19 protein-coding genes are annotated in these 21,561 nt (G+C 69.6%); 16 read left to right on the forward strand and 3 right to left on the reverse strand.

Annotated features, from left to right (window positions below):
• The first annotated feature begins 160 nt into the window (after window positions 1-160).
• From ABTX78_RS21120 to ABTX78_RS21185, 14 genes are read left to right on the forward strand one after another with little or no spacing between them, the layout of a single operon-like run.
• Window positions 161-1,147: an ABC transporter ATP-binding protein gene (locus ABTX78_RS21120; RefSeq protein ID WP_352208309.1), complete on the forward strand. Its 987-nt coding sequence runs from the start codon at window positions 161-163 to the stop codon at window positions 1,145-1,147.
• On the forward strand, window positions 1,144-1,974 hold the full coding sequence (locus ABTX78_RS21125; RefSeq protein WP_352208310.1) for an MlaE family ABC transporter permease: 831 nt from the start codon (window positions 1,144-1,146) through the stop codon (window positions 1,972-1,974). The genes ABTX78_RS21120 and ABTX78_RS21125 overlap by 4 nt, the downstream gene beginning before the upstream one ends.
• Before the next feature lie 4 nt (window positions 1,975-1,978).
• Entirely contained in the window at window positions 1,979-2,782 is an 804-nt protein-coding gene (locus tag ABTX78_RS21130; protein WP_352208311.1) for an MlaE family ABC transporter permease, read from the forward strand.
• The gene (locus ABTX78_RS21135; RefSeq protein ID WP_352208312.1) at window positions 2,779-4,017 is read left to right on the forward strand and encodes an MCE family protein; all 1,239 of its coding nucleotides are present in this window, start codon (window positions 2,779-2,781) and stop codon (window positions 4,015-4,017) included. The genes ABTX78_RS21130 and ABTX78_RS21135 overlap by 4 nt, the downstream gene beginning before the upstream one ends.
• Entirely contained in the window at window positions 4,014-5,045 is a 1,032-nt protein-coding gene (locus tag ABTX78_RS21140) for an MCE family protein (protein ID WP_352208313.1), read from the forward strand. The genes ABTX78_RS21135 and ABTX78_RS21140 overlap by 4 nt, the downstream gene beginning before the upstream one ends.
• The gene (locus tag ABTX78_RS21145) at window positions 5,042-6,082 is read left to right on the forward strand and encodes an MCE family protein (RefSeq protein WP_352208314.1); all 1,041 of its coding nucleotides are present in this window, start codon (window positions 5,042-5,044) and stop codon (window positions 6,080-6,082) included. The genes ABTX78_RS21140 and ABTX78_RS21145 overlap by 4 nt, the downstream gene beginning before the upstream one ends.
• On the forward strand, window positions 6,079-7,188 hold the full coding sequence (locus tag ABTX78_RS21150; protein ID WP_352208315.1) for an MCE family protein: 1,110 nt from the start codon (window positions 6,079-6,081) through the stop codon (window positions 7,186-7,188). Before ABTX78_RS21145 ends, ABTX78_RS21150 begins: the two co-directional genes overlap by 4 nt.
• Entirely contained in the window at window positions 7,185-8,399 is a 1,215-nt protein-coding gene (locus tag ABTX78_RS21155; RefSeq protein WP_502993918.1) for an MCE family protein, read from the forward strand. Before ABTX78_RS21150 ends, ABTX78_RS21155 begins: the two co-directional genes overlap by 4 nt.
• Window positions 8,399-9,685 (forward strand): MCE family protein, encoded by a 1,287-nt coding sequence (locus ABTX78_RS21160; protein ID WP_352208316.1) that lies wholly within the window; start codon window positions 8,399-8,401, stop codon window positions 9,683-9,685. Before ABTX78_RS21155 ends, ABTX78_RS21160 begins: the two co-directional genes overlap by 1 nt.
• Complete coding sequence (locus tag ABTX78_RS21165) at window positions 9,678-10,208, forward strand: hypothetical protein (protein ID WP_352208317.1); 531 nt, start codon at window positions 9,678-9,680, stop codon at window positions 10,206-10,208. The genes ABTX78_RS21160 and ABTX78_RS21165 overlap by 8 nt, the downstream gene beginning before the upstream one ends.
• Window positions 10,205-10,873 carry a hypothetical protein gene (locus tag ABTX78_RS21170; RefSeq protein WP_352208318.1) on the forward strand — a complete coding sequence of 223 codons (669 nt, stop codon included), beginning with the start codon at window positions 10,205-10,207 and terminating at the stop codon, window positions 10,871-10,873. Before ABTX78_RS21165 ends, ABTX78_RS21170 begins: the two co-directional genes overlap by 4 nt.
• Before the next feature lie 14 nt (window positions 10,874-10,887).
• A complete protein-coding gene (locus ABTX78_RS21175) occupies window positions 10,888-11,415 on the forward strand; it encodes an Rv1363c family protein (protein ID WP_352208319.1) in 528 nt (175 codons plus the stop codon).
• Window positions 11,416-11,431: 16 nt separating this feature from the next.
• Window positions 11,432-12,190 carry a hypothetical protein gene (locus ABTX78_RS21180; RefSeq protein WP_352208320.1) on the forward strand — a complete coding sequence of 253 codons (759 nt, stop codon included), beginning with the start codon at window positions 11,432-11,434 and terminating at the stop codon, window positions 12,188-12,190.
• A complete protein-coding gene (locus ABTX78_RS21185; protein WP_352208321.1) occupies window positions 12,187-13,413 on the forward strand; it encodes a lytic transglycosylase domain-containing protein in 1,227 nt (408 codons plus the stop codon). Before ABTX78_RS21180 ends, ABTX78_RS21185 begins: the two co-directional genes overlap by 4 nt.
• Here the strand turns inward: ABTX78_RS21185 and ABTX78_RS21190 are convergent.
• Window positions 13,396-14,466 carry an ATP-dependent DNA ligase gene (locus tag ABTX78_RS21190; RefSeq protein WP_352208322.1) on the reverse strand — a complete coding sequence of 357 codons (1,071 nt, stop codon included), beginning with the start codon at window positions 14,464-14,466 and terminating at the stop codon, window positions 13,396-13,398. The two genes, ABTX78_RS21185 and ABTX78_RS21190, sit on opposite strands and share 18 nt — an antisense overlap.
• Window positions 14,467-14,518: 52 nt before the next feature.
• Here ABTX78_RS21190 and ligD point away from each other — a divergent pair, with 52 nt between their 5' ends.
• Entirely contained in the window at window positions 14,519-15,529 is a 1,011-nt protein-coding gene (gene ligD / locus ABTX78_RS21195) for a non-homologous end-joining DNA ligase (RefSeq protein ID WP_352208323.1), read from the forward strand.
• 118 nt (window positions 15,530-15,647) lie between these two features.
• Here the strand turns inward: ligD and ABTX78_RS21200 are convergent, their stop codons facing one another.
• Both ABTX78_RS21200 and ABTX78_RS21205 read right to left on the reverse strand, forming a co-directional pair.
• The gene (locus tag ABTX78_RS21200) at window positions 15,648-17,801 is read right to left on the reverse strand and encodes an OmpL47-type beta-barrel domain-containing protein (RefSeq protein WP_352208407.1); all 2,154 of its coding nucleotides are present in this window, start codon (window positions 17,799-17,801) and stop codon (window positions 15,648-15,650) included.
• Window positions 17,802-17,857: 56 nt separating this feature from the next.
• Complete coding sequence (locus ABTX78_RS21205) at window positions 17,858-20,338, reverse strand: ThuA domain-containing protein (RefSeq protein ID WP_352208324.1); 2,481 nt, start codon at window positions 20,336-20,338, stop codon at window positions 17,858-17,860.
• A gap of 198 nt (window positions 20,339-20,536) precedes the next feature.
• Between ABTX78_RS21205 and ABTX78_RS21210 the strand changes: the two genes are divergently transcribed.
• Entirely contained in the window at window positions 20,537-21,556 is a 1,020-nt protein-coding gene (locus tag ABTX78_RS21210) for a multicopper oxidase domain-containing protein (protein ID WP_352208325.1), read from the forward strand.
• Window positions 21,557-21,561 lie beyond the last annotated feature (5 nt).

The raw sequence follows: 21,561 nt of genomic DNA on the forward strand, positions 1-21,561 counted from the left end.
ACGCGGCGACCGGAACTTGTCACCGCATGACAAACAATGCGGCACCCCGGGAATTCACGGATCACGGGACCGTCCAGGCACTTGTCCTCGCGGCACAGGCCAACTTAACGTGCGCCCTCGGCGCGCCTCTGTCACGACGTGAGCAGACGCAGGAGGTGAGATGGGAATCGAAGTGGTGGTCGACGGGCTGACAAAGTCCTTCGGCAAACAGAACATCTGGCAGGACGTCACGCTCACTCTGCCGGCGGGCGAAGTCAGCGTCATGCTGGGGCCTTCCGGTACCGGGAAAACCGTGTTCCTCAAGTCGATCATCGGGCTTCTCAAGCCCGAGCGGGGACGGGTCCTCATCAACGGTGTGGACATGGTGAACAGTTCCGAAAGGGACATCTACGAGACCCGCAAACTGTTCGGCCTGATGTTCCAGGACGGCGCACTCTTCGGCTCCATGTCCCTCTTCGACAACATCGCCTTCCCTTTACGTGAACACACCCGAAAAAGGGAGTCCGAGATCCGCCGCATCGTCATGGAGCGGATGGACATGGTGGGCCTCATCGGGGCGGAGGGAAAACTGCCCGGCGAGATATCCGGCGGAATGCGCAAGCGGGCCGGACTCGCGCGCGCACTCGTTCTCGACCCGCAGATCATTCTCTGCGACGAACCCGACTCCGGACTCGATCCCGTGCGTACCGCTTATCTCTCCCAGTTGCTGATCGATCTCAACGCCCAGATCGACGCGACCATGCTGATCGTCACCCACAATCTCGACATCGCGGCCACCGTCCCCGACAACATGGGGATGCTGTTCCGGCGCAATCTCGTCACCTTCGGCCCGCGGGAAGTGCTGCTCACCAGTGAGGAACCCGTCGTCGCGCAGTTCCTCAGGGGCCGCCGCGAAGGCCCGATCGGGATGTCCGAGGAGAAGGACGCCGCGACGCTGGCGATGGAGCAGCGCACCCTCGCCGGCGCCGCCGCACCGGGACCGCGCCCCCTCGTACCCCAGCTGGAACCGTCGCCTGGCCTGCCCGAACGCCGTGCCGTGCACCGCCGCAGGGAACGCGTGCTCGCGATGATGGACCGGCTGCCCGAAGCAGCTCGGACCGCGATCGCCCGAAGCTACGCCCCGGCCGGCGGCGGGGTGCCCAGGTGACCGCCCCGCTGCCGGTCAGGCCCGCCGCGCCGCCCGGACCGCCCGCCCCGCGTCCACCGCTGAAGGCGCTCGCGCCGCTGCGCGAGACCGGCAGGCTCTTCGCGCTCGCGCTCGCCGTCGCCCGGGCGATCTTCCGCCGGCCTTTCCAGGTACGGGAGTTCATCGAGCAGTTCTGGTTCATCGCCGGCGTCACCATCCTGCCCGCGGCCCTCGTCTCGATCCCGTTCGGCGCGGTCATCGCCCTCCAGGTCGGCTCGCTCACCCAGCAGCTCGGCGCCCAGTCCTTCACCGGCGGGGCCAGCGTCCTCGCCGTCATCCAGCAGGCGAGTCCGCTCATCGTCGCGCTGCTGATCGCCGGCGCCGGCGGCTCCGCGATCTGCGCGGACCTCGGCTCCCGCAAGATCCGCGAGGAGCTCGACGCGATGGAGGTCATGGGCGTCTCACCCATCCAGCGCCTCGTCGTGCCCCGGGTGCTGGCAACCATGTTCGTCGCCGTCCTGCTCAACGGCATGGTCTCCGTCGTCGGCACCCTCGGCGGCTATTTCTTCAACGTGATCATGCAGGGCGGCACCCCCGGCGCGTACCTCGCCAGCTTCTCCGCACTCGCCCAGCTGCCCGACCTCTACATCAGCGAGTTCAAGGCGCTCGTCTTCGGCTTCATCGCGGGCATCGTCGCCGCCCACCGCGGACTCCATCCACGCGGCGGCCCCAAGGGGGTGGGCGACGCGGTCAACCAGTCCGTGGTCATCACCTTCATGCTGCTGTTCTTCGTGAACATGGTCCTCACGGCGGTCTATCTGCAGATCGTCCCCGCGAAGGGGGGCTGATCCGATGGCCGTGCTCAGCCGCCTGGACCGCGCCGGAGACCAGCTCACCTTCTACGTACGGGCCCTGGTCTGGATCCCGAGGACCCTGCATCGCTATCTCAAGGAGGTGCAGCGCCTGCTGGCGGAGGTCGCGTTCGGGAGCGGTGGCCTCGGAGTCGTCGGCGGGACCATCGGCGTGATGATCGCCATGACCCTGTTCACCGGCACCGTCGTCGGCCTCCAGGGATACGCGGCCCTCAACCAGATCGGCACGGCCGCCTTCACCGGTTTCGTCTCCGCGTACTTCAACACCCGGGAGATCGCCCCGCTCGTCGCCGGACTCGCCCTCTCCGCCACCGTCGGCGCCGGTTTCACCGCCCAGCTCGGCGCGATGCGCATCAACGAGGAGGTCGACGCACTGGAGGCCATGGGCGTGCGCTCCATGCCCTACCTCGTCACCACCCGCATCATCGCCGGTGTCGTCGCGATCATCCCGCTGTACGCGATCGGGCTGTTGTCGTCCTACGTCGCCTCACGCTGGATCACCGTCGTCTTCAACGGCCAGTCCGCGGGCACGTACGACCACTACTTCCGGCTCTTCCTCTCCCCGGACGACGTCCTGCTCTCCATCCTCAAGGTGCTGATCTTCAGCGTGATGGTGATCCTCGCCCACTGCTACTACGGCTTCCGCGCGGAAGGCGGCCCCGCGGGAGTGGGCATCGCCGTCGGCCGCTCCGTACGCAACGCGATCGTCCTGATCAGCGTCACGGACTTCTTCCTCTCGCTCGCCATCTGGGGCGCGACGACAACGGTGAAGGTGGCCGGATGAACACGAACGTCCTGCGCCGAAGGCTCGCCGGAGTGGTCTTCCTGCTGGTGCCCGCCCTCCTGGTGTGGCTGTCGGTCGCCGTGTACGACAAGAAGTTCACCGACGACGCCACGGTCACCGTCCTCGCCGGCTCCGTCGGCAACGAGATGCACACCAACGCCGAGGTCAAGCTGCGCGGCGTCGTCGTCGGCGAGGTGCGCGACGTCCGCGCCGACGGCCGGGGCGCACGTCTCACCCTCGCCATCGACCCCGGCCGGCTCAGCCACATCCCCGCCGATGTCACCGTGCGGATGCTGCCGACCACGCTCTTCGGCGAGCGCTTCGTCGCCCTCGTACCGCCCGCGCGCCACCCCTCCTCCCGCACCCTCAGGGCCGGTGACACCATCACCCAGGACCGCTCCAGCAACGCCATCGAGCTGGAGCAGGTGCTCGACCATGTGCTGCCGCTGCTCACCGCGGTGAAGCCGCAGAAACTCTCCGCGACCCTGACCGCCGTCTCGCAGGCGCTGGAGGGCCGTGGTGATCAGCTCGGCCGCACCCTGGTCACCCTGGACGCGCACCTCAAGAAGCTCAATCCCCAACTGCCCGTCCTCAACCGGGACATCGCGCACCTCGTCAGGGTCAGCCACCTGTACGCGGACGCCGCCCCGGACGTACTGAAGGCGCTCACCGACTTCACCACCACCACGGGCACCATCGCCGCGCAGCAGGCAGAACTCGCCCGTCTCCACGGCTCGACGACCACCACCGCGAAAGACCTCACCACCTTCCTGCGCCACAACAAGGAGAACCTCATCCGGCTCGCCGCCGTGAGCCGCCCGACGCTGGAGCTGCTCGCCCGCTACTCGCCGTCGTTCCCATGCACCCTGCGCACCCTCGCCGGCTTCGTGCCTGCCATGGACAAGGCCCTGGGGAAGGGCACCGACCGGCCCGGACTCCATGTCGACCTGACCACCGTGCCCTCCCTCGGAAAGTACGTGCCCGGCAAGGACACACCCGCCTACGACGGAGGCGACGGACCGCACTGCTACGCCGTCCCCTACAACGCCGCACCCGCCCCAGCCGCTGAGGCGGCGACCGCACCGAGCCTCGGCCTGCCCAACTCGCCCCAGGAGAACCAGCTCGTCAATGAGCTGATGGCCCCCGAACTGAAGAAGGCGCCGCGGGACCTGCCCGACTGGAGCAGCGTCCTGACCGGGCCCGTCTACCGCGGCACGGAGGTGACGCTCAAGTGAAGCGCCGCAGCATCGCCGGACCGCTGGTGAAGTCGGTCGTCTTCATCGTGGTCACCGTGCTGGCCACCACCGTCCTGGCCGTCAGCATCGCCAACACCGGGGTCGGCGACACGGCCCCGTACAAGGCTCGGTTCACCGACGTCACCGGACTGATCGCCGGCGACAGCGTACGGATCGCCGGGGTGAAGGTGGGCCAGGTCGAGTCCGTCAGGGTCGCCGACCGCCGCGAGGCCGAGGTCACCTTCAGCGTCCGCAAGGGGCGCAAGCTGCCCGTCTCGGTGACCGCCTCGGTCAAGTACCTCAACATGGTCGGGCAGCGCTACATCGACCTCGACCAGGGTGCGGGGCCCGTGGGCCAGTACCTGGCGGCCGGCGACACCATCCCCTTGAAGCGCACCACACCCGCGCTCGACCTCACCCAGCTCTTCAACGGCTTCCAGCCGCTCTTCGAAGGGCTGTCACCGAACGAGATCAACGCCCTGGCCTCCTCGATCGTGACCGTCCTCCAGGGCGACGGGGGCACCGTCGACAGCCTGGTGAAACACGTCGGTTCCCTGACGACGACCGTCGCCGGCAAGGACCAGGTCATCGGCCAGGTCATCAAGAACCTCACCATCGTGCTGAAGACCGTCAACGACCGCGAGACGGGCTTCGACCAACTCGTCGATACCCTCCAGCGTCTGGTCAGCGGATTCTCCGGCGACCGCAAACCCCTCGGCGAGGCCGTGGTCGCGATGGGCGGACTCACCACCGTCACCGCGGACCTGCTGACGGACGGCCGCGCGCCGCTCAAGAACGACATCCGGGAACTCGGCCATCTCGCAAAACAGTTGGGCGACAACAGCCCGGCCGTCGAGAACTTCCTGCGGAAGACGCCCGCCAAGATGCAGGCCCTCACCCGGCTCGCCTCGTACGGGTCCTGGCTCAACCTCTATCTCTGCGAGGCGAAGGTCAGCGGCGTCACCACGTCGGACGGCAGCACACCGCCCACGGGCATCGGGATCAGCGAACCGAGGTGCCAGGGATGAGGATGACCATGCCCCGCCGTATCAAGCCCGTCAGGGAACGCACCCCGGTCGCCGTCGGCCTCGTCGGACTCCTCGTTCTCGCGCTGCTCGGCTTCGCGGCCTTCCGCGCCGACTCCCTGCCTCTCGTCGGCGGCGGTACCACCTACACGGCGGAGTTCACCGAGGCCGCCGGACTCACCGACGGCGACGAGGTGCGCATCGCCGGGGTGAAGGTCGGCGAGGTCACCTCCGTCGGTCTCGACGGCGACAAGGTGGCCGTACGCTTCCGGGTCGAGGACGCCTGGATCGGCAACTCCAGCACGGTGGCCATCGCCATCAAGACACTGCTCGGGCAGAAGTACCTGGCCGTCGACCCGCTCGGCACCACCGGCCAGAACCCGTCCGCGCGCATCCCCGCCAGCCGCACCACCTCCCCGTACGACGTCACCCAGGCCTTCAACGGACTGGGCGAGACCATCGGAAAGATCGACACCGCGCAGCTCGCCAAGAGCTTCGAGACGATCTCCGCGACCTTCGAGAACTCCCCGCCGAACGTGCGCACCGCTGCGACCGGGCTCTTTGCACTCTCCCGATCCGTCTCCCAGCGCGACGCCCAGCTCGCCGCGCTCCTCAAGAGCAGCAGACAGCTCTCGCGCACCCTGGACGGCAAGAAGAGCAGCTTCGAGATGCTGCTGGAGGACGGCAGCCTGCTGCTCGGTGAGATCCAGGCCCGGCGCGACGCCATCCATCTGCTGCTCACCGGCACCAAGAACCTCGGGATCCAGCTGTCCGGGCTGGTCGAGGACAACCGACGGCAACTGGCCCCCACGCTGGCCGCGTTGAGCAAGGTCACGGGAGTGCTCCTGAAGAACCGCACGAGCCTCGACCGGACCCTCGCGCTCGCCGGGCCGTACTACCGGCTCGTCGGCAACACCCTCGGCAGCGGGCGCTGGTTCGACAACTACCTCTGCGGACTCGTCCCGCGGAACCAGCTGCCTCCCGGCACGCCTCCCACGACCGGATGCATGCCGCCCAAGCCCTCAGGCGGTGCCTCATGAACCTCCGCCGGATCGTCGGGATCACCGCCGGGCTCGCGGTGATCGCCGTCGCGGGAGCCTCCGGGGCGATGGCGCTGAAGGAAGCCGAAGCCACCCGCGTCACCGCCTACTTCAGCCGCGCCACCGGTGTGTACGAGGGCTCCGATCTGCGGGTCCTCGGTGTCAAGGTCGGCACGGTCGACACGGTGAAACCGATGGGCGACCAGGTGAAGGTGACCCTGCTGCTCGATCCCGACGTCGAGGTCCCCGCCAACGCCCACGCCGTCGTCGTGGCCCCCAGCGTCGTCGCCGACCGCTACGTCCAGCTGGCTCCCGCCTACCGCGGCGGCGCACGGCTCGAGGACGGAGCGGTCCTGCCCGCAGAGCGCAACGCCATGCCGTTGGAGGTCGACCAGCTCTACGCGTCGATCACCGAACTCAGCACCGCACTCGGGCCGGAGGGCGCCAACGCCGACGGCGCGCTCGCGCGTCTCTTCGACACCGGCGCCGCCAACCTGGACGGCAACGGAAAGGCGATAGGCGACTCCGTCGCACAGTTCGGCAAGGCGGCAAGGACGCTCGACAACAGCAGCGGCGACCTGTTCGGCACCCTGCAACACCTCCAGTCCTTCACCGCCATGCTGAAGAAGAACGACGGCACGGTGGCCAAGGCAGAACAGCAACTCGCCACCGTCACCGGCTTCCTGGCCGACGACAAGGAGAACCTGTCGGCCGCGCTCAAGGAACTCGGCAAGGCCCTCGGCGTGGTGAAGGGCTTCATCAAGGAGAACCGCGCCGGGCTCCAGAAGAACGTCGACGCCCTCGTGCCGCTGACCCGCACGCTGGTCGATCAGCGCGCCTCGCTCGCCGAGGCGATGGACACCGCCCCCCTCGCCGCCGGGAACCTGATGGCCGCGTACGACCCGGTCCACCGCACCATCAACGGCCGCGCCGACATCAACGAACTCAGCTTCGGCGGGGATCTCGTCACCCCCGACGGTAAGAATCCCCTGGCCGGCCTCGTGCCCGTGGCGCCGAACCGGCAGAAGGCCCTGCCGGGTCTGCCGCTGCCGCCCGTCGGCACCGTCTACGGGACCCCGGACAAGCGTCGGGAGGCCGCCCGATGAGAAGCACGCGCACGGCGGCCGCACTGACCGTACTCACCCTGGGCCTCGGGCTCACCGCCTCCGGCTGCTCGATGCCGGAGCTGTCGGGCATCGAGCGGCTGCCGCTGCCCGGCGGCGCCGACCTCGGAAACCATCCGTACGAGGTGACCGCAGAGTTCGAGGACGTCCTGAGCCTGGTGCCGCAGTCCGCGGTCAAGGTGAACGACGTCGCCATCGGCCGCGTCACCCGGATCACCCTCAGCTCCGGGGACTGGTCCGCGAAGGTCACCATGCGCATCAACGGCGACGTGAAGCTGCCCGCCGACGCCTACGCCCACCTGGAACAGTCCAGTCTCCTCGGCGAGAAGTACATCCAGCTCTCACCCCCGCCCGCCAACAGCCGGGCGGCGGCCGGCACCCAGGCGGCCGGTACCCGGGCGGCGGACCCACTCGCGGACGGCGCGGCCATCCCGATCGCCCGCACCAACCGCAACCCCGAGGTCGAAGAGGTCTTCGGAGCCCTGTCGCTGCTGCTCAACGGCGGCGGCATCAACCAGATCAAGACCATCGCCACCGAGCTCAACAAGGCCCTCGGCGGGCGCGAACCGCACGTCGCGTCCCTGCTCAAGCGGATCGACACCCTGGTCACGAGCCTCGACAAGAACAAGGGCAACATCACCGCCGCCCTCGACGGAGTCAACCGGCTCGCCGCCACCCTCGCGACCCGCAAGCAGCAGGTCGGCAAGGTGCTCACCGGACTGAGCCCCGGCCTGTCCGTGCTGGAACAACAGCGTGGCTCCCTCCTCACCATGCTGCGCGCCCTCGGCACCCTGTCCGGCGTCGCCGTCGACACCGTCAAACGGAGCAAGGCCGACACGATCGCCGACCTGAAGGCCCTCGGGCCGACGCTGAAGGCGCTCGCCGACTCCGGGAGGGCCCTGCCCGACTCGCTCCAGGTGCTGGTGACCTATCCGTTCACCGACGAGGTTCTGCGCGGGGTGAAGGGCGACTACCTCAACGTCTATCTGAACGTGGCGGCGGTCCCCGGCACGCAGATCATCCCCGAGCTCACACCGCCCGGGGCACAGGCGCAGGCGGGCCGCGGCGCGGCGCTCCCTCTGCCCCTTCCGCCCGTCACAACGGACCCCGCCACCAGGAAACCCGCCTCGACCGACCCCGCCTCGACGGAGCCTGCCCCGGACGCCGCCACGACCGCGGAAGGGAGCCGCTGATGCTCACCACCGCCACGCGCCTCAAGAACGTGGCCTTCCTGGTCGTCGCCGTCCTCGTGCTCGGTTTCGTCGGCATTCGCTACGCCGACCTCGGGCGGTACGCGGGACTGGAGGACCGCTACACCGTACGTGTCCGACTCCCGCACACCGGCGGCCTCTTCACCCACTCCGACGTCACCTACCGCGGCGTGTCGGTCGGCCGGGTCGGACCCATCGAACTGCGCGAAGACGGCGTCGAGGCCGAACTGCGTATCAAGGAATCGGCGCCGCCCATCCCCGCCGACCTGGAAGCCGTCGTCGCCGGTCTGTCCGCTGTCGGAGAGCAGTACATCGACCTGCGGCCGAGGAACAACACGGGCCCGTATCTGAGGGACGGCGCGGTCGTCGCACAACGCGACACCCGCGTCCCCGCGCCCGTCACCGACGTTCTCACCAGCGTCGACGCACTTGCCTCCTCCATCGACCCGGAGTCGCTGCGCACCGTCGTGGACGAGTTCGGCGCCGCGCTGAGCGGACGCGGCGACGACCTCCAGGTACTGCTGGACAGCGGCGACGACTTCGTCCGCGCGGCCGACCGGGCGCTTCCGATCACCACACGGCTGATGATCGACAGCGAGACTGTGCTCCGCACCCAGACCGAACAGGGGCAGGCCCTCAAGTCGTTTGCGACGGGGGCGAAGGAGCTCGCCGGACAGCTGAAGGGGTCCGACGCCGATCTGCGACGTCTCATCGCCGTCGCGCCCGACGCGGCCGGCCAGATCAGCGGCCTCCTGCGCGATCTCGACCCGGCTCTCGGCGTGGTGGTCGCCAATCTGCTCACCACCTCCCAGGTCGCGGTCACCCGGCAGCGCGGCATCGAGGAGCTGCTGGTGCAGCTGCCCGCCGTGGCCGCCGCCGGATCGACCGCGATCACCGCCCAGGGAGCCCGCTTCGGTATGGCGGTGACGTTCTTCGAACCTCTGCCGTGCACCGCCGGATACGGCGGGACCACCTATCGCAACGGCCTGGACACCGCACCCGCCGCGGCACTCAACACCAGGGCCCGCTGCACTTCACCGCCCGGCAGCGGAGTGAACGTCCGCGGCAGCGCGAACGCCCCCGGCGGCGGTCCGGTGCCCGACCCCGCGGTCCCCGGCTCCCTGCTTCCGCCGGCCGCGGGGACCGACGGAGGCACCACGGCCCCCGCGGAGGCCGAACGTCCGCCGGGGCTGCTCGGACTGCCGTCGGTGGCGGACACCCCGTCCGGCCTCGGCGGGCTTCTCGGACTGGAGGCGGGCGATGACTAGGACGGGACGACTCCTGGTGGAGCGGCGCAGTCGTGTGGTGCGGGGGACCGCGGCCGTCCTCGCCGTCCTGTTCTGCGCCGTCTCCGCGTGGTCGTACGGGCAGGCGCGCGGCGACGACACCCTCGCCCACGCCACCTCCCGCGACGAGGTGCTGGCCGACGGCAAGGAGCACATCGTCCGGCTCACCAGCTTCGACGGCGAGGACCCGGCGGCCGGGCGGCGCCAGTGGCTGGACGCATCGACCGGGCCGCTCCACGACGAGCTGAAACGGGTGAAGGCGCAGAAGGGCACCGCCGACAGCGCCCGCGCCACGGTCACGGACGCGGCGCTCACTGCCCTCGACACCCGGGCGGGTACCGCCGAACTGATCGCGACCGTCCGCGTCGAACGGACCCCAGGGGCAGGCGGCACGACAGGTGCCACGGCCGGCAGCCAGCGCAAACGGCTGGAGGCCGTCCTCGCCCGCACCCCGGACGGCTGGAAGATCCAGTCGCTGAGCGCGGTCCCGGTGGGTGGCGCATGAACAGCGAAGCGGCAGAGGCGGAAGCGGAAGAAGTGCCGGAAGCGGAGGCGAGCACGCACGCCGAAGCGGGGACGGAAGCGGAGGCGGGCCTCAAGCCGGACGCGGAGGCGGGCCCCGAGCCGGACGCGGAGGCGGGCTTCACGCCGGAAGCGGGCCCTGAGCGCCCGCCGCTCCTCCGCCGCCGTGTCGCCACCGTCGCCCTCCTGCTCGCGCTGGTCCTCGGCGGCGCCGCATTCCTCCTCGCCGCCGCGGAGTTGCACGACACCCCCGCCTCCCGCAATCGCGCGTTGACCGACACCGCGGCCACCACCGAGGTGATCGAGGACGTCAGCGGGGCGCTCACCCAGGTCTTCTCCTACACACCATCCGGCACGGACACGACCCGGCAGGCCGCCCGCAGCCTGCTCGCCGGGAAGGCCGCCCGTCAGTACGGGGAGCTCTTCGGCCAGGTCGAGAAGCGGGCGGCCGAGCAGAAGCTGACACTCACCACCCATGTCGTACGGGCCGGGGTGACCCGGCTGACCGGCCGCAGCGCCCACCTCCTGGTCTTCCTCGACCAGGTCGCCGAGCGCCGCGGCAAGCCGGCCACCGCCGCCGCCCAGTTGTCCGTCACCGCTGAACTGCGCGGCGGGCGCTGGTTGATCGTCGACATCGCATCCCGATAGGGAGGGACAGGACCATGGCAGGGAAGACGAGGAATCCGCTGCTCGCCGCGGCGCTCGCGCTGACGGTCGTGGCAGCCGGGTTCGCGGGCTGGGGCGGCTGGTCCTGGTACGACGCAGCGCACGACGACTCCGCCGCGTACGCCAGGGAACGGGACCGCGTACTGACCGCGGGGGAGCAGGCGGTGCTCAATCTCAACACCCTCGACCACCGTGACGTCGAAGGGGGCCTCGACTCCTGGGAGGACTCGGCCACCGGTGAGCTGCGCAGACAACTCACCGACGGGCGGAGCCAGTTCGAGAAGCAGATCCAGCAGGCGAGGACCGTCACGAGCGCCCAGGTGCTGTCCGGCGCGGTCACCGAACTCGACGACCGCGCCGGGCGGGCGCGCGTGCTGGTGGCTCTGCGGATCACGGTCACCGCTCCCACCGGCAAACCCGCCCGGAAGGAGGGCCGGATGCTCGGCGAGCTCACCCGTACGCCCGAGGGCTGGAAGCTCAGCGCCCTCGGGCAGGCGCCTGTCGGCAACACCGCGGCCGAGTGACGAGAGGACCCCGGACATGTCGACAACCCGCCATCTGATCAACCGCCGGAGACGACTGGCGACCGCGGGCCGCCCCGGCCCCGCGACCGGCGACACGCTGACCCCCGACCGTCCCGCGACCGCGACAGCGACCGCGACCGGGACCCCCACCGCGACCGGGACCCCGAAGGCCGGTGCCCCCGCGCGCCGGCGGCCCGTACGCGAACGGAGCCCCGGCGCACCGGAGGAGCCCGCCGACATGAAGTCGGCGACAGCCCGCGGCAGTCGGCTGCTCGCCGTGCTGTGTGCTCTCGTCGTCCTGTCGGGAGGCTTCGCCGCCTTCGCCGGTGCTCAGGCGTCCGAACTGCGCGACGAGCCGGCCGTACGCAACGCCGCCCTGGCCGACACCGCGCGCACCAGCGAACTGAAAGGCCGCGTGACGACAGCGGTCGAGGCGCTGTTCTCCTACAACTTCGCCGATCCCGGCGGCCTCGACCGGGCTGTGAAGGAGCATCTGACCGGCAAGGCGGTCACCCAGCACGCCGCCATGCTCGCCGCCGTACGCAAGGAAGGCCCCCGACAGAAGCTCGTCCTCACCACCACCGTCACCGAGAGCGGTGTGGAACTGATCGAGGGCGACCGGGCCCGCGTGCTGGTCTTCGCCGACCAGAGCAACACCCGTACCGCGACGAAGGGCGAGACGACCTACGCGGCCGCCATGCTCGCCGTCGACGCCGTCCGCTCCGACGGCATCTGGCGCCTCGCCGCTCTCGACACGTTCGGGGAGGGGGCATGAGGCGCCCAGGCGGTGCGCGCGCCCGCAAGCGACTCGCCGGGAGTGTCGCCGCGGTGGCGGCGATGGCCGCGCTGACCGCCTCCCAGGCACCGGGATCCGTCCGCGAACAACCGGCCGCCGATTCCCACTCCGAGTCCGGGTACGGGGCAGCAGCCGAGCCTTGGAACGACGACTCGTACCACACCGAACTGCCGCCTCTGCGTGCGCAGCCCGGGCCCGTCCGGCCGGGCCGGCCGTCCGGAGGCATTCAGACCGGCGCGGTGCGGACCGAGTCGGGCATCCCCACGACGGTCCTCGCCGCCTACCGCCGGGCGCAGACGGTGATCGCCCGCACCGATCCGGGCTGCCGGCTGCCGTGGCAACTGCTCGCGGCGATCGGCAAGGTCGAGTCCGGTCAGGCGCGCGGCGGGCGCGTGGACGCTTCGGGCACCACGCTCTCGCCGATCCTCGGCCCGGTCCTCGACGGCAACGGCTTCGCCACCATCAGGGACACCGACGGGGGAGCGTACGACGGCGACCGGCGCTACGACCGTGCGGTGGGGCCGATGCAGTTCATCCCCTCCACCTGGGCGCGCTGGGGCCAGGACGCCAACGGCGACGGACGAAAGGATCCGGGCAACATCCACGACGCGGCACTCGCCGCCGGACGCTATCTGTGCGCCGGCGACCGCGATCTGACGGTGCTCGCGGATCTCAACCGGGCGATCCTCAGCTACAACCGCTCGCGGGCGTATCTGCGCACGGTCCTGGCCTGGCTGGCCTTCTACCGTTTCGCCGCCCATCCCGTACCGGACGGCACGGGCGTCCTGCCCGGCAGCCCCGGTGCGGGCGGCAGGGATTCTGCCGCGCGTCCCGTCGGCAACCAAGGGAACGGGAGCGGTGGAGGCATCGTCGTCGGTCCCACACCCTCGCCGGCGCCGACCGTCCGGCCCCGCCCGACTCCTAGCCGGCCCCCGGGACCGTGGCCGCCCGGCGGTCCCACCTCGCCGGCACCGACCGGCTCGCCGGATCCGAGCCCCTCGCCCGATCCGAGCCCCTCGCCCGATCCGACCCCCTCGCCGGATCCGAGCCCGACGCCCATCCCGACACCCCCCGGCCCGTCGCCCTGCCCCTCACCCGATCCGACACCCTCGCCCCAGCCGTCGCCTGCGGAAAGTCCGCCCGAGGACCCGTCGCCGAGCGGCACTCCGGGCGATGGTCCCTGCTCACCCGTACGGGGGTGACAGCACCTCGGCGAGGTCGTACGACACCGGCTCCTCCAACTGGGTGTACGTGCAGGAGGCCGGTTCGCGGTCCGGACGCCAGCGGCGGAACTGCGCCGTGTGCCGGAAACGGTCACCCTCCATGTGGTCGTAGGCGACCTCGACCACCCGCTCCGGCCGCACGGCCACCCAGGACAGGTCCTTCTTGCCCGTCCAGCGGCTCTGCGCACCGGGCAGCCTGGCCCCCTCGTGGGCGGCCTCTTCGGCCCAGGCCGCCCACGGATGCCCCTCGGGGGAGTCCATGAGCAGCGGCGCCAGCTCCTCGATCAGCTCCGCGCGCCGTTGCATCGAGAAGGCGGCGCAGACGCCGACGTGCTGGAGCGCACCCGAGTCGTCGTACAGACCGAGCAGCAGCGACCCCACCACCGGCCCGCTCTTGTGGAGCCGGTAGCCCGCGACCACGGCATCGGCCGTGCGCTCGTGCTTGATCTTGTACATCAGCCGTGCGTCGGGGCGGTACGGCACATCCAGAGGCTTGGCCACGACTCCGTCGAGCCCCGCGCCCTCGTACTGATCGAACCACTGCTGGGCCAGCTCCAGATCCGTGGTCGCGGGCGCGAGATGGACAGGGGGCGCGGCGTCCGCCAGAGCGGCGGCCAACGTCGTCCGCCGCAGCGACAGGGGGGCGTCCAGCAGGGCCTCGTCACCCAGAGCGAGCAGATCGAAGGCCACGAAACTCGCCGGGGTCTGCTCGGCGAGCATCCGCACCCGGGAGTCGGCCGGGTGAATGCGCTCGGTGAGCTTGTCGAAGTCCAGCCGGCCCTCGTGGGCGATGACGATCTCCCCGTCCACCACACAGCGGTCGGGGAGCTGGGCCGCGAGATCGGCGGCGAGCTCCGGGAAGTAGCGGGTGAGCGGCTTGCCCGTGCGGGAGCCGATCACCAGCTCGTCGCCGTCCCGGTGAACGATCGCACGGAAGCCGTCCCACTTGGCCTCGTACTGCATGCCGGGCGGGATCTTCTTCACGGACTTGGCGAGCATCGGCTTCACGGGCGGCATGACCGGCAGATCCATATCGCGATTGTCCGGTATGCGGGGGAACTCGGCACGGCCTACGCTGACAGCCATGGCCGGAGCGGTGGAACTGGAAGTGGGGGAGCGGACCGTACGCGTGTCCAATCCCGACAAGGTCTACTTCCCTGAGCACGGTTACACGAAGATGGACATGGTCCGCTACTACCTGGCCGTCGGCGACGGCATCACCCGGGCCCTGCGGAACCGTCCCACCACCCTGGAGCGTTACCCCGACGGGGTGACCGGCGAGTCCTTCTTCCAGAAGCGCGCGCCCAAATACCTTCCCGACTGGATCCCGACGGCCCACATCACCTTCCCCAGTGGCCGGTCGGCCGACGAGATGTGCCCGACGGAACCCGCGGCCGTCCTGTGGGCCGCCAACCTCGGGGCGGTCACCTTCCACCCCTGGCCCGTGCGCCGTGACGACACCGACCATCCCGACGAGCTGCGCATCGACCTCGACCCGCAACCGGGCACCGACTACGAGGACGCCGTCCGGGCGGCCCATGAGCTGCGGGCCGTCCTCGACGAGGCGGGACTGCGCGGCTGGCCCAAGACGTCGGGTGGCCGCGGCATCCATGTCTTCGTGCCGATCGAACCGCGCTGGACCTTCACCCAGGTCCGCCGGTCCGCCATCGCGGCCGGCCGGCTGCTGGAGCGCCGTATGCCCAACCGGGTGACCATCAAGTGGTGGAAGGAGGAGCGCGGCGCGCGCATCTTCGTCGACTACAACCAGACGGCGCGGGACCGCACGATCGCCTCCGCCTACTCCGTACGCCCCCGGCCGCACGCACCCGTCTCCGCCCCGCTGCGCTGGGAGGAGATCGACGACGCCAGGCCCGAGGACTTCGACATCAAGACGATGCCCGGCCGGTACGCCGAGGTCGGGGACGTTCACGCGGACATGGACGACCACCGGTTCAGCCTGGAGACCCTGCTGGAGGCGGCGAACAGGGACGAGGCCGAGCACGGCCTCAGCGATCTGCCGTATCCGCCGGAGTACCCGAAGATGCCGGGCGAGCCGAAGCGGGTGCAGCCCAGCCGGGCGAAGAAGCCCGAATGACGTCGGAACACCGCCGGAGCGACGATGGCCCGGTGCGCGGCCGGTACGACGAGGGCCCCCTCCCGGTGTGCGGGAGGGGGCCGTTGCCGTCCTCAGGAGCGTCGAGGCAAGGACACGCCTAGAGCTCCTGGATCCGGATGTTGCGGTAGGAGATGACATCCGTCGTGCCGTGGACCTGGAGTCCGATGTAGCCCGACGCGTACCGGCGGCCGTCCGTGCCGGGGTCGTCACCGCGCGGCGGGACGAAGTCCTGACCGCCGGTGTTCTCGAACTCGTTGATCAGGACACCGTTGCGGAAGACCGAGTAGTGCTGACCGACCACGCGGATCTCGTAGTCGTTCCAGGTGCCCTTCGGCGTCACACCCGCGCCGGCCAGGCCGACACGGTCGAAGCCGTAGATCGAACCCGTCTTGTACATGTCGCCGTCGGGCCGGTCCAGTACCTGGATCTCATGTCCGTACTTGATCGCGACCCACTCCGGACGCGACTCCTCCGGGTTGTTGTGGACGTTCGGGAAGCGGACGAAGACACCGCCGTTGGCGTTGCCGGTGCCCGGTGCGTCGTCCCGCCACTGGAGCTTGAGCGAGAAGTCGCCGTACTGCCGCTGCGGGAACCACAGCATGCCCATGCCCGGCACGGTGGTGCTGCTGGTCATGGCTCCGTCACCGCTGAGCGAGAACGAACCGCCGCCCACGTGCTGCCACTTGCCGAACGTGGTCTGGGTGCCGTCGAACAGATCCTTGTAGCCGGTGTTCTGGCCCGGCTTGCCGATGCCGGACTGCTTGGCCGCCCGGTAGATCTTCTTGTGCTCGCGCTGGTCGACCACATTGTCTGCGAGCAGCTTGTCGACGACCTGGTCCACGTGCTTGAGGAACAGCGCGTGCGAGGACCAGTCCTTCTCGTCCTCGATCAGTTCGTTGATCGTGCAGCGGCTGCGGGTCATGCGGTTGGGGATGCCCGTGTCGACCGTGCCGACGATGACGGTCAACCGCTCGTCCCACTCGGGGCAGTTGGGCGCCGGGACGCCACCGCCCTCCGCGACGGTGAACGACACCTTCTGCGCGGCCGAGGTGTTGCCGGCCTTGTCGGTCGCCCGGTGCAGAACGGTGTGGAAGCCCACCCGGTCCACCAGCACCGGAGCGGTGTAGGCGAGGTACGGGCCGCCGTCGAGGGAGTACTCGACCTTGTCGACACCCGAGGCACCCTCACCGGAGTCCGTCGCGGTGACGGTCACCTTGGCGCTGGTGATGTACGCGCCGTCGGAGTTCTTCCCACCCGTCACTCCCGCCGAGGTCTGCGGCGGGGTCTTGTCCACGACCGGCGGCGCGACCACCGTGAACTCCACGGACTTCTCCGCGGCCGCGTTGCCGGCCTTGTCGGTCGCCTTGTAGCGGACCGTGTGGGTGCCGACGGCGTGCACCATCACCGGGGCCGTGTAGGGCTGCCAGGTGCCGGAGGCGCCGATGGCGTACTCGATGGTGTTGACGCCCGAGCCGGTGTCGGAGGCGGTCACGGTGACCGTGGCCATGTCGAGGTACTGGCCCTGTTCGTTCTTCTCACCGGTCACCGTCGCCGAGGTCTCCGGCGGGGTCTTGTCGTCCGTCGGCGGGGCGACGACCGAGAAGTCGGCCGCCTTCTCCGCGGCGACATTGCCGGCCTTGTCCGTGGCCCGGTACCGGATCTTGTGCGTACCGACCTCGTTCACGACGACCGGGTTGGTGTACGCCTGCCAAGGACCGTCGGCCCCGACCGCGTACTCGATCTTGTCCACCCCGGAGCCCGCGTCGGTCGCCGCCACCGTCACGGTGGCCTGACCGACGTACGCGCCCGCGGAGTTCTTGTCGCCGTCGACCTTCACGGTCGTGTCGGGCGCCGTGGTGTCCTCGCCGGTGCCCTCGGTGACGGTCAAAATCCCCTGCATCGAGCCGTGGCCCGGAATGGTGCAGCGGAAGAGGTACCGGCCGGGGGTCAGGGTGACCTCGGCGGTGTGCTTGCCGCCCTGGTCGTCATTGGGGTTGGCGAGGATGTTCAGCGGTACGTCGTTGTTGTACTCGGGGTCCGAGACGTCGAAGGTCAGCGTGTGCGGCATCCCGGTGGTGTTCCCGGTGGCCTTGCTGTTCTCGAAGACGATCGTCGTCGCGCCCGCCACCGCCGTGGTGGGGAAGGAGAGATAGCGGTCGATCGGGTCACCCGCGGTCCAGGTGAGAACCTGGGCCGCCTCCCGGTCGTCGGTCTGCCCGTAGGCGGCCGCGGACATCAGTCCGACGACCATGGCCACGGACGCCAGCAGGGCCGTCCACAGGCTCGCTGTCCGTTGTCTGACGAATCTCACTGTGCCGCCTTCCGTGCCAGCTTGTCGGCGGACGGCGTCGCCTCGCCGCCCTTGTACGTCACGCGCCAGAGCGCCGACTGGGCGTCCGAGGTGAAGAACCCGCGTCCGTAGTCGAGGACATAGAGCGAACCGTCGGGCGCGAACTTCCAGTCCATGAGGTTGCGGATGCCGCCGTTGCCGACCGGGATGATCTTCTTCAGGGATTCGGCGTGCACCGGGATACCGCCCTTGCCGACCGTCTTCGGGTCGGTGAGGACCGCGTGCCGCGGCTGGTCGCCGTCGTAGAAGTCACCGACGAACCACTTGCCGTCCCAGTACGCCGGCCACTTCTCGGTACCGGTGCTCGCCGCGTCGTAGCGGTAGACCGGGCCGTTCATGGTCGCCTGGCCGCCGCCCTTGAGCCACGGCATGAGCAGCTTTTGCTGGTCCGTCCGGTAGCTCGGGATGCCGTTGGCGTCGCGCGGGTAGTCCACGCCACCGCCCTGCGGCGAGTACCAGATGGTGTTGGAGGTGACGGGCGGCAGATTCACCAGACCGTCGTTGTTCGGCGACTCGTTCTTCGGCGCGTCGCAGTTGTACCAGCCCAGCGGCTGGTTCGGGTCGGGCAGGTTGCGGTCGCGGTAGGGCTGCTTGTTGCCCATGCAGTACGGCCACCCGTGGTTGCCCGCCTTGGTGATGGCGGAGAAGGTGTCGTACTTGGCGGGGCCCCAGGTCGTCGACGGCGTTCCGGCGTCCGGGCCGACCCAGCCCGCGTACAGGGTGTCGGTCGTCTTGTCGACGAAGATGCGCGCCGGGTTGCGGACGCCCATCACATAGATCTCACCGCGTGTCTTGCCGCCGCCCTCGTCCGGCTCCTGGCCGGTGAAGAGGTTGCCGGCGGGGAGCGTGTAGGTGCCGTCGTCCTCCGGGTGGATCCGCAGGATCTTCCCGTTGAGGTTGTTCGTGTTACCCGCTGTGCGGCGGGCGTCGGCGAACGACACACCCTTGAAGTTGGGCTGCGGGTTGTTGCCCGAGTAACCGCCGCTGAAGCCGGACGAGTTGTTGTCACCCGTCGCGATGTAGAGGTTCTGCTTCGAGTCCCAGGCCAGCCCGCCGCCCGCGTGGCAGCAGCTGTGGATCTGCACCGGCCACTTGAGCAGGACCTTCTCGCTGGCCATGTCCAGCTTGTTCGTCGCGGGGTCCAGGGTGAAGCGGGAGACCCGGCGCTCGGCCATGTGCGTGTCGCGGTTGATCTGCGAGTGCGGGGTGTAGTGCAGATACACCCAGCCGTTGGCCCGGAAGTCGGGGTCGAGCTCGATGCCGAGCAGCCCCTCCTCGACCTTGATCAGCTCGTCGCCGCCGCCCTTGTTGCCGAAGACGGTCAGCGACCCGGCGAGGGTGACCTTCTTGGTCGTGGGGTCGTAGACGTGGATCTCGCCCTGACCCTTGCCCATGTCGGGGTTGTTCCAGTCGGTGATGACGGGCTTGCTCGAGTCCGCGCCGCCGCGCCCGATGTAGAACACGCGCCCGTCAGGAGCCGTCACCAGTCCGTGCGGCTCACCGATCTGGTCGTTCTGCCCGGGCTGGTTGGGCTGGGTGACGCGCTGCGCCGTGTAGTTGGAGGTGATGGTCGCCTTGCAGTCGGCGCGCGAGATACGGCTCGTCCAGGCGAGAGCACCGCGCAGATGGTCGCGGAAGTCGACCTCGGCGAAGCTCTCGGCCGTACCGCCCATGCCGGTGTAGAAAGAACGGCCGCCGTCGTAGTCCCGGCACCACGAGATCGGGTGGTCCCAGCCGTTGGCGCCGGCCGCCGGAGTGAACGAACTCTCCTTGAGGCGCGCCACGGTGTGGACGCTGCCGGAGGGATTCGCCGACCAGTTGAACCACTTGTCCGGCCGCTTCCACTGCAACGGCAGCGACTTGGTGGCCGGATGCTGACGGTCGCCGACCTCGACGACGGCCCGCTGGACCGCGCTCGCCGCGCTCGTGGGACGCGCACCGATCAGCCCGGTGAACCAGTCGGAGTACGGCTCGGTCCGCGCGGCGTCATGGATACCGAGGAAGCCGCCGCCCGCCTCCAGATAGGACTCGAGCCCTGCCTCCTGCTCCGGGTCGAGCACATCGCCGCCTCCCGTCAGGAAGACGACGGCGTTGAACCGCCCCAGCTTGGTGGCATTGGTGAACACGGAAGCATCGTCCGTGGCCTCGGTCCTGAACCGGCCGGCCGCCGGGCCGGTGAGGCCGATGTTCTCGATGGCCGCGATACCGGCGTTGACGACCGGCGACTCCTCGGTCGCCGAACCGTGGAAGACCAGGACCCGCACATTCTGGCCGCCGGGAGGCGACGGCAGGGACAACGTTGTCGACGGCGGTTCCGGGTACGGTTTGGCCGCCGCGACATTCCCTCCGCCCAGCAACGAGACGGTCAGTGCGCCGACCCCGAGTACCGCGGCCAGAGCGCTTCTTCGGGACCTCGACCTGTGTGGTGTGCGCTGCATGTGGTCACCCACCCCTCTTTGGTCACAACAACAGCCTCGGAAACTAGACCTCTTTTCGTGGTTCGCCAATAGATAGGACCGGAGTGGCACGAACTTTGTCCTGAGTGTGGATAAACGAAGATCACCCGGCTACCGTGTGGCCGTCCCCGGGGTCACACACGCCCCGTCAACCTCCGCGACAGACATGGGGAGTTCGGCATGGACAGACGGAGCTTCAACAGGCGGCTCCTGGCGGGAGGCGCCGTCGCGGCCACCGGGGCGACATCGTTGTCTCTCGCCTCCGCACCGACCGCCACCAGCGCACCGACGGCCACGGGCGCGGCGAGAACCGCACCCGCGGGTGGCCTTGTGCGCCATATGAAGCTGTACGCCGAAAAGTTGCCGGACGGTCAGATGGGTTACGGACTGGAGAAGGGGAAGGCGTCCATCCCCGGCCCGCTGATCGAACTCAACGAGGGCGACACGCTGCACATCGAGTTCGAGAACACCATGGACGTACCGGTCAGCCTGCACGCCCACGGTGTCGACTACGACATCGCCAACGACGGCACCAAGCTCAGCAAGAGCCATGTCGAACCGGGCGCCACACGCACCTACACCTGGCGTACGCACCTCCCCGGCAAGCGGGCAGACGGCACCTGGCGTCCCGGCAGCGCAGGCTACTGGCACTACCACGACCACGTGGTGGGCACCGACCACGGCACGGGAGGCATCCGCAAGGGGCTCTACGGCCCGGTCGTCGTGCGCCGGAAGGGCGACATCCTCCCGGACAAGCAGTTCACGATCGTCTTCAACGACATGCTGATCAACAACAAGCCGGCCAACGCGAGCCCCAACTTCCAGGCCACCGTGGGCGATCGCGTCGAGATCATCATGATCACGCACGGCGAGTTCTACCACACGTTCCATATGCACGGTCATCGCTGGGCGGACAACAGGACGGGCCTGCTGGAGGGCCCGGCCGACGTCAGCCGGGTGATCGACAACAAGATCACGGGACCGGCGGACTCCTTCGGCTTCCAGATCATCGCGGGCGAGAACGTCGGCGCCGGCGCCTGGATGTACCACTGCCATGTGCAGAGCCATTCGGACATGGGCATGGCCGGGCTCTTCCTGGTGGCGAAGGCGGACGGCACGATCCCGGGGTACGAACCGCACCACCCGGCGGGCGCCGCGGCGAAGAAGGGCGCGGCGGAGGCGGGTGGGCACTCTCACTAAGGGGC

Source organism: Streptomyces sp. NPDC096193, assembly GCF_040302905.1.
Taxonomy (GTDB): domain Bacteria; phylum Actinomycetota; class Actinomycetes; order Streptomycetales; family Streptomycetaceae; genus Streptomyces.

What these genes read in the sequence shown, in the direction of transcription:
- ABTX78_RS21120 (WP_352208309.1), top strand. Translation starts at nt 161, where the DNA reads ATGGGAATCGAAGTGGTGGTCGACGGGCTGACAAAGTCCTTCGGCAAA.
- ABTX78_RS21130 (WP_352208311.1), top strand. Translation starts at nt 1,979, where the DNA reads ATGGCCGTGCTCAGCCGCCTGGACCGCGCCGGAGACCAGCTCACCTTC.
- ABTX78_RS21135 (WP_352208312.1), top strand. Translation starts at nt 2,779, where the DNA reads ATGAACACGAACGTCCTGCGCCGAAGGCTCGCCGGAGTGGTCTTCCTG.
- ABTX78_RS21145 (WP_352208314.1), top strand. Translation starts at nt 5,042, where the DNA reads ATGAGGATGACCATGCCCCGCCGTATCAAGCCCGTCAGGGAACGCACC.
- ABTX78_RS21150 (WP_352208315.1), top strand. Translation starts at nt 6,079, where the DNA reads ATGAACCTCCGCCGGATCGTCGGGATCACCGCCGGGCTCGCGGTGATC.
- ABTX78_RS21155 (WP_502993918.1), top strand. Translation starts at nt 7,185, where the DNA reads ATGAGAAGCACGCGCACGGCGGCCGCACTGACCGTACTCACCCTGGGC.
- ABTX78_RS21160 (WP_352208316.1), top strand. Translation starts at nt 8,399, where the DNA reads ATGCTCACCACCGCCACGCGCCTCAAGAACGTGGCCTTCCTGGTCGTC.
- ABTX78_RS21165 (WP_352208317.1), top strand. Translation starts at nt 9,678, where the DNA reads ATGACTAGGACGGGACGACTCCTGGTGGAGCGGCGCAGTCGTGTGGTG.
- ABTX78_RS21170 (WP_352208318.1), top strand. Translation starts at nt 10,205, where the DNA reads ATGAACAGCGAAGCGGCAGAGGCGGAAGCGGAAGAAGTGCCGGAAGCG.
- ABTX78_RS21175 (WP_352208319.1), top strand. Translation starts at nt 10,888, where the DNA reads ATGGCAGGGAAGACGAGGAATCCGCTGCTCGCCGCGGCGCTCGCGCTG.
- ABTX78_RS21180 (WP_352208320.1), top strand. Translation starts at nt 11,432, where the DNA reads ATGTCGACAACCCGCCATCTGATCAACCGCCGGAGACGACTGGCGACC.
- ABTX78_RS21185 (WP_352208321.1), top strand. Translation starts at nt 12,187, where the DNA reads ATGAGGCGCCCAGGCGGTGCGCGCGCCCGCAAGCGACTCGCCGGGAGT.
- ABTX78_RS21190 (WP_352208322.1), bottom strand. Translation starts at nt 14,466, where the DNA reads ATGGATCTGCCGGTCATGCCGCCCGTGAAGCCGATGCTCGCCAAGTCC.
- ligD (WP_352208323.1), top strand. Translation starts at nt 14,519, where the DNA reads ATGGCCGGAGCGGTGGAACTGGAAGTGGGGGAGCGGACCGTACGCGTG.
- ABTX78_RS21200 (WP_352208407.1), bottom strand. Translation starts at nt 17,801, where the DNA reads ATGGTCGTCGGACTGATGTCCGCGGCCGCCTACGGGCAGACCGACGAC.
- ABTX78_RS21205 (WP_352208324.1), bottom strand. Translation starts at nt 20,338, where the DNA reads ATGCAGCGCACACCACACAGGTCGAGGTCCCGAAGAAGCGCTCTGGCC.
- ABTX78_RS21210 (WP_352208325.1), top strand. Translation starts at nt 20,537, where the DNA reads ATGGACAGACGGAGCTTCAACAGGCGGCTCCTGGCGGGAGGCGCCGTC.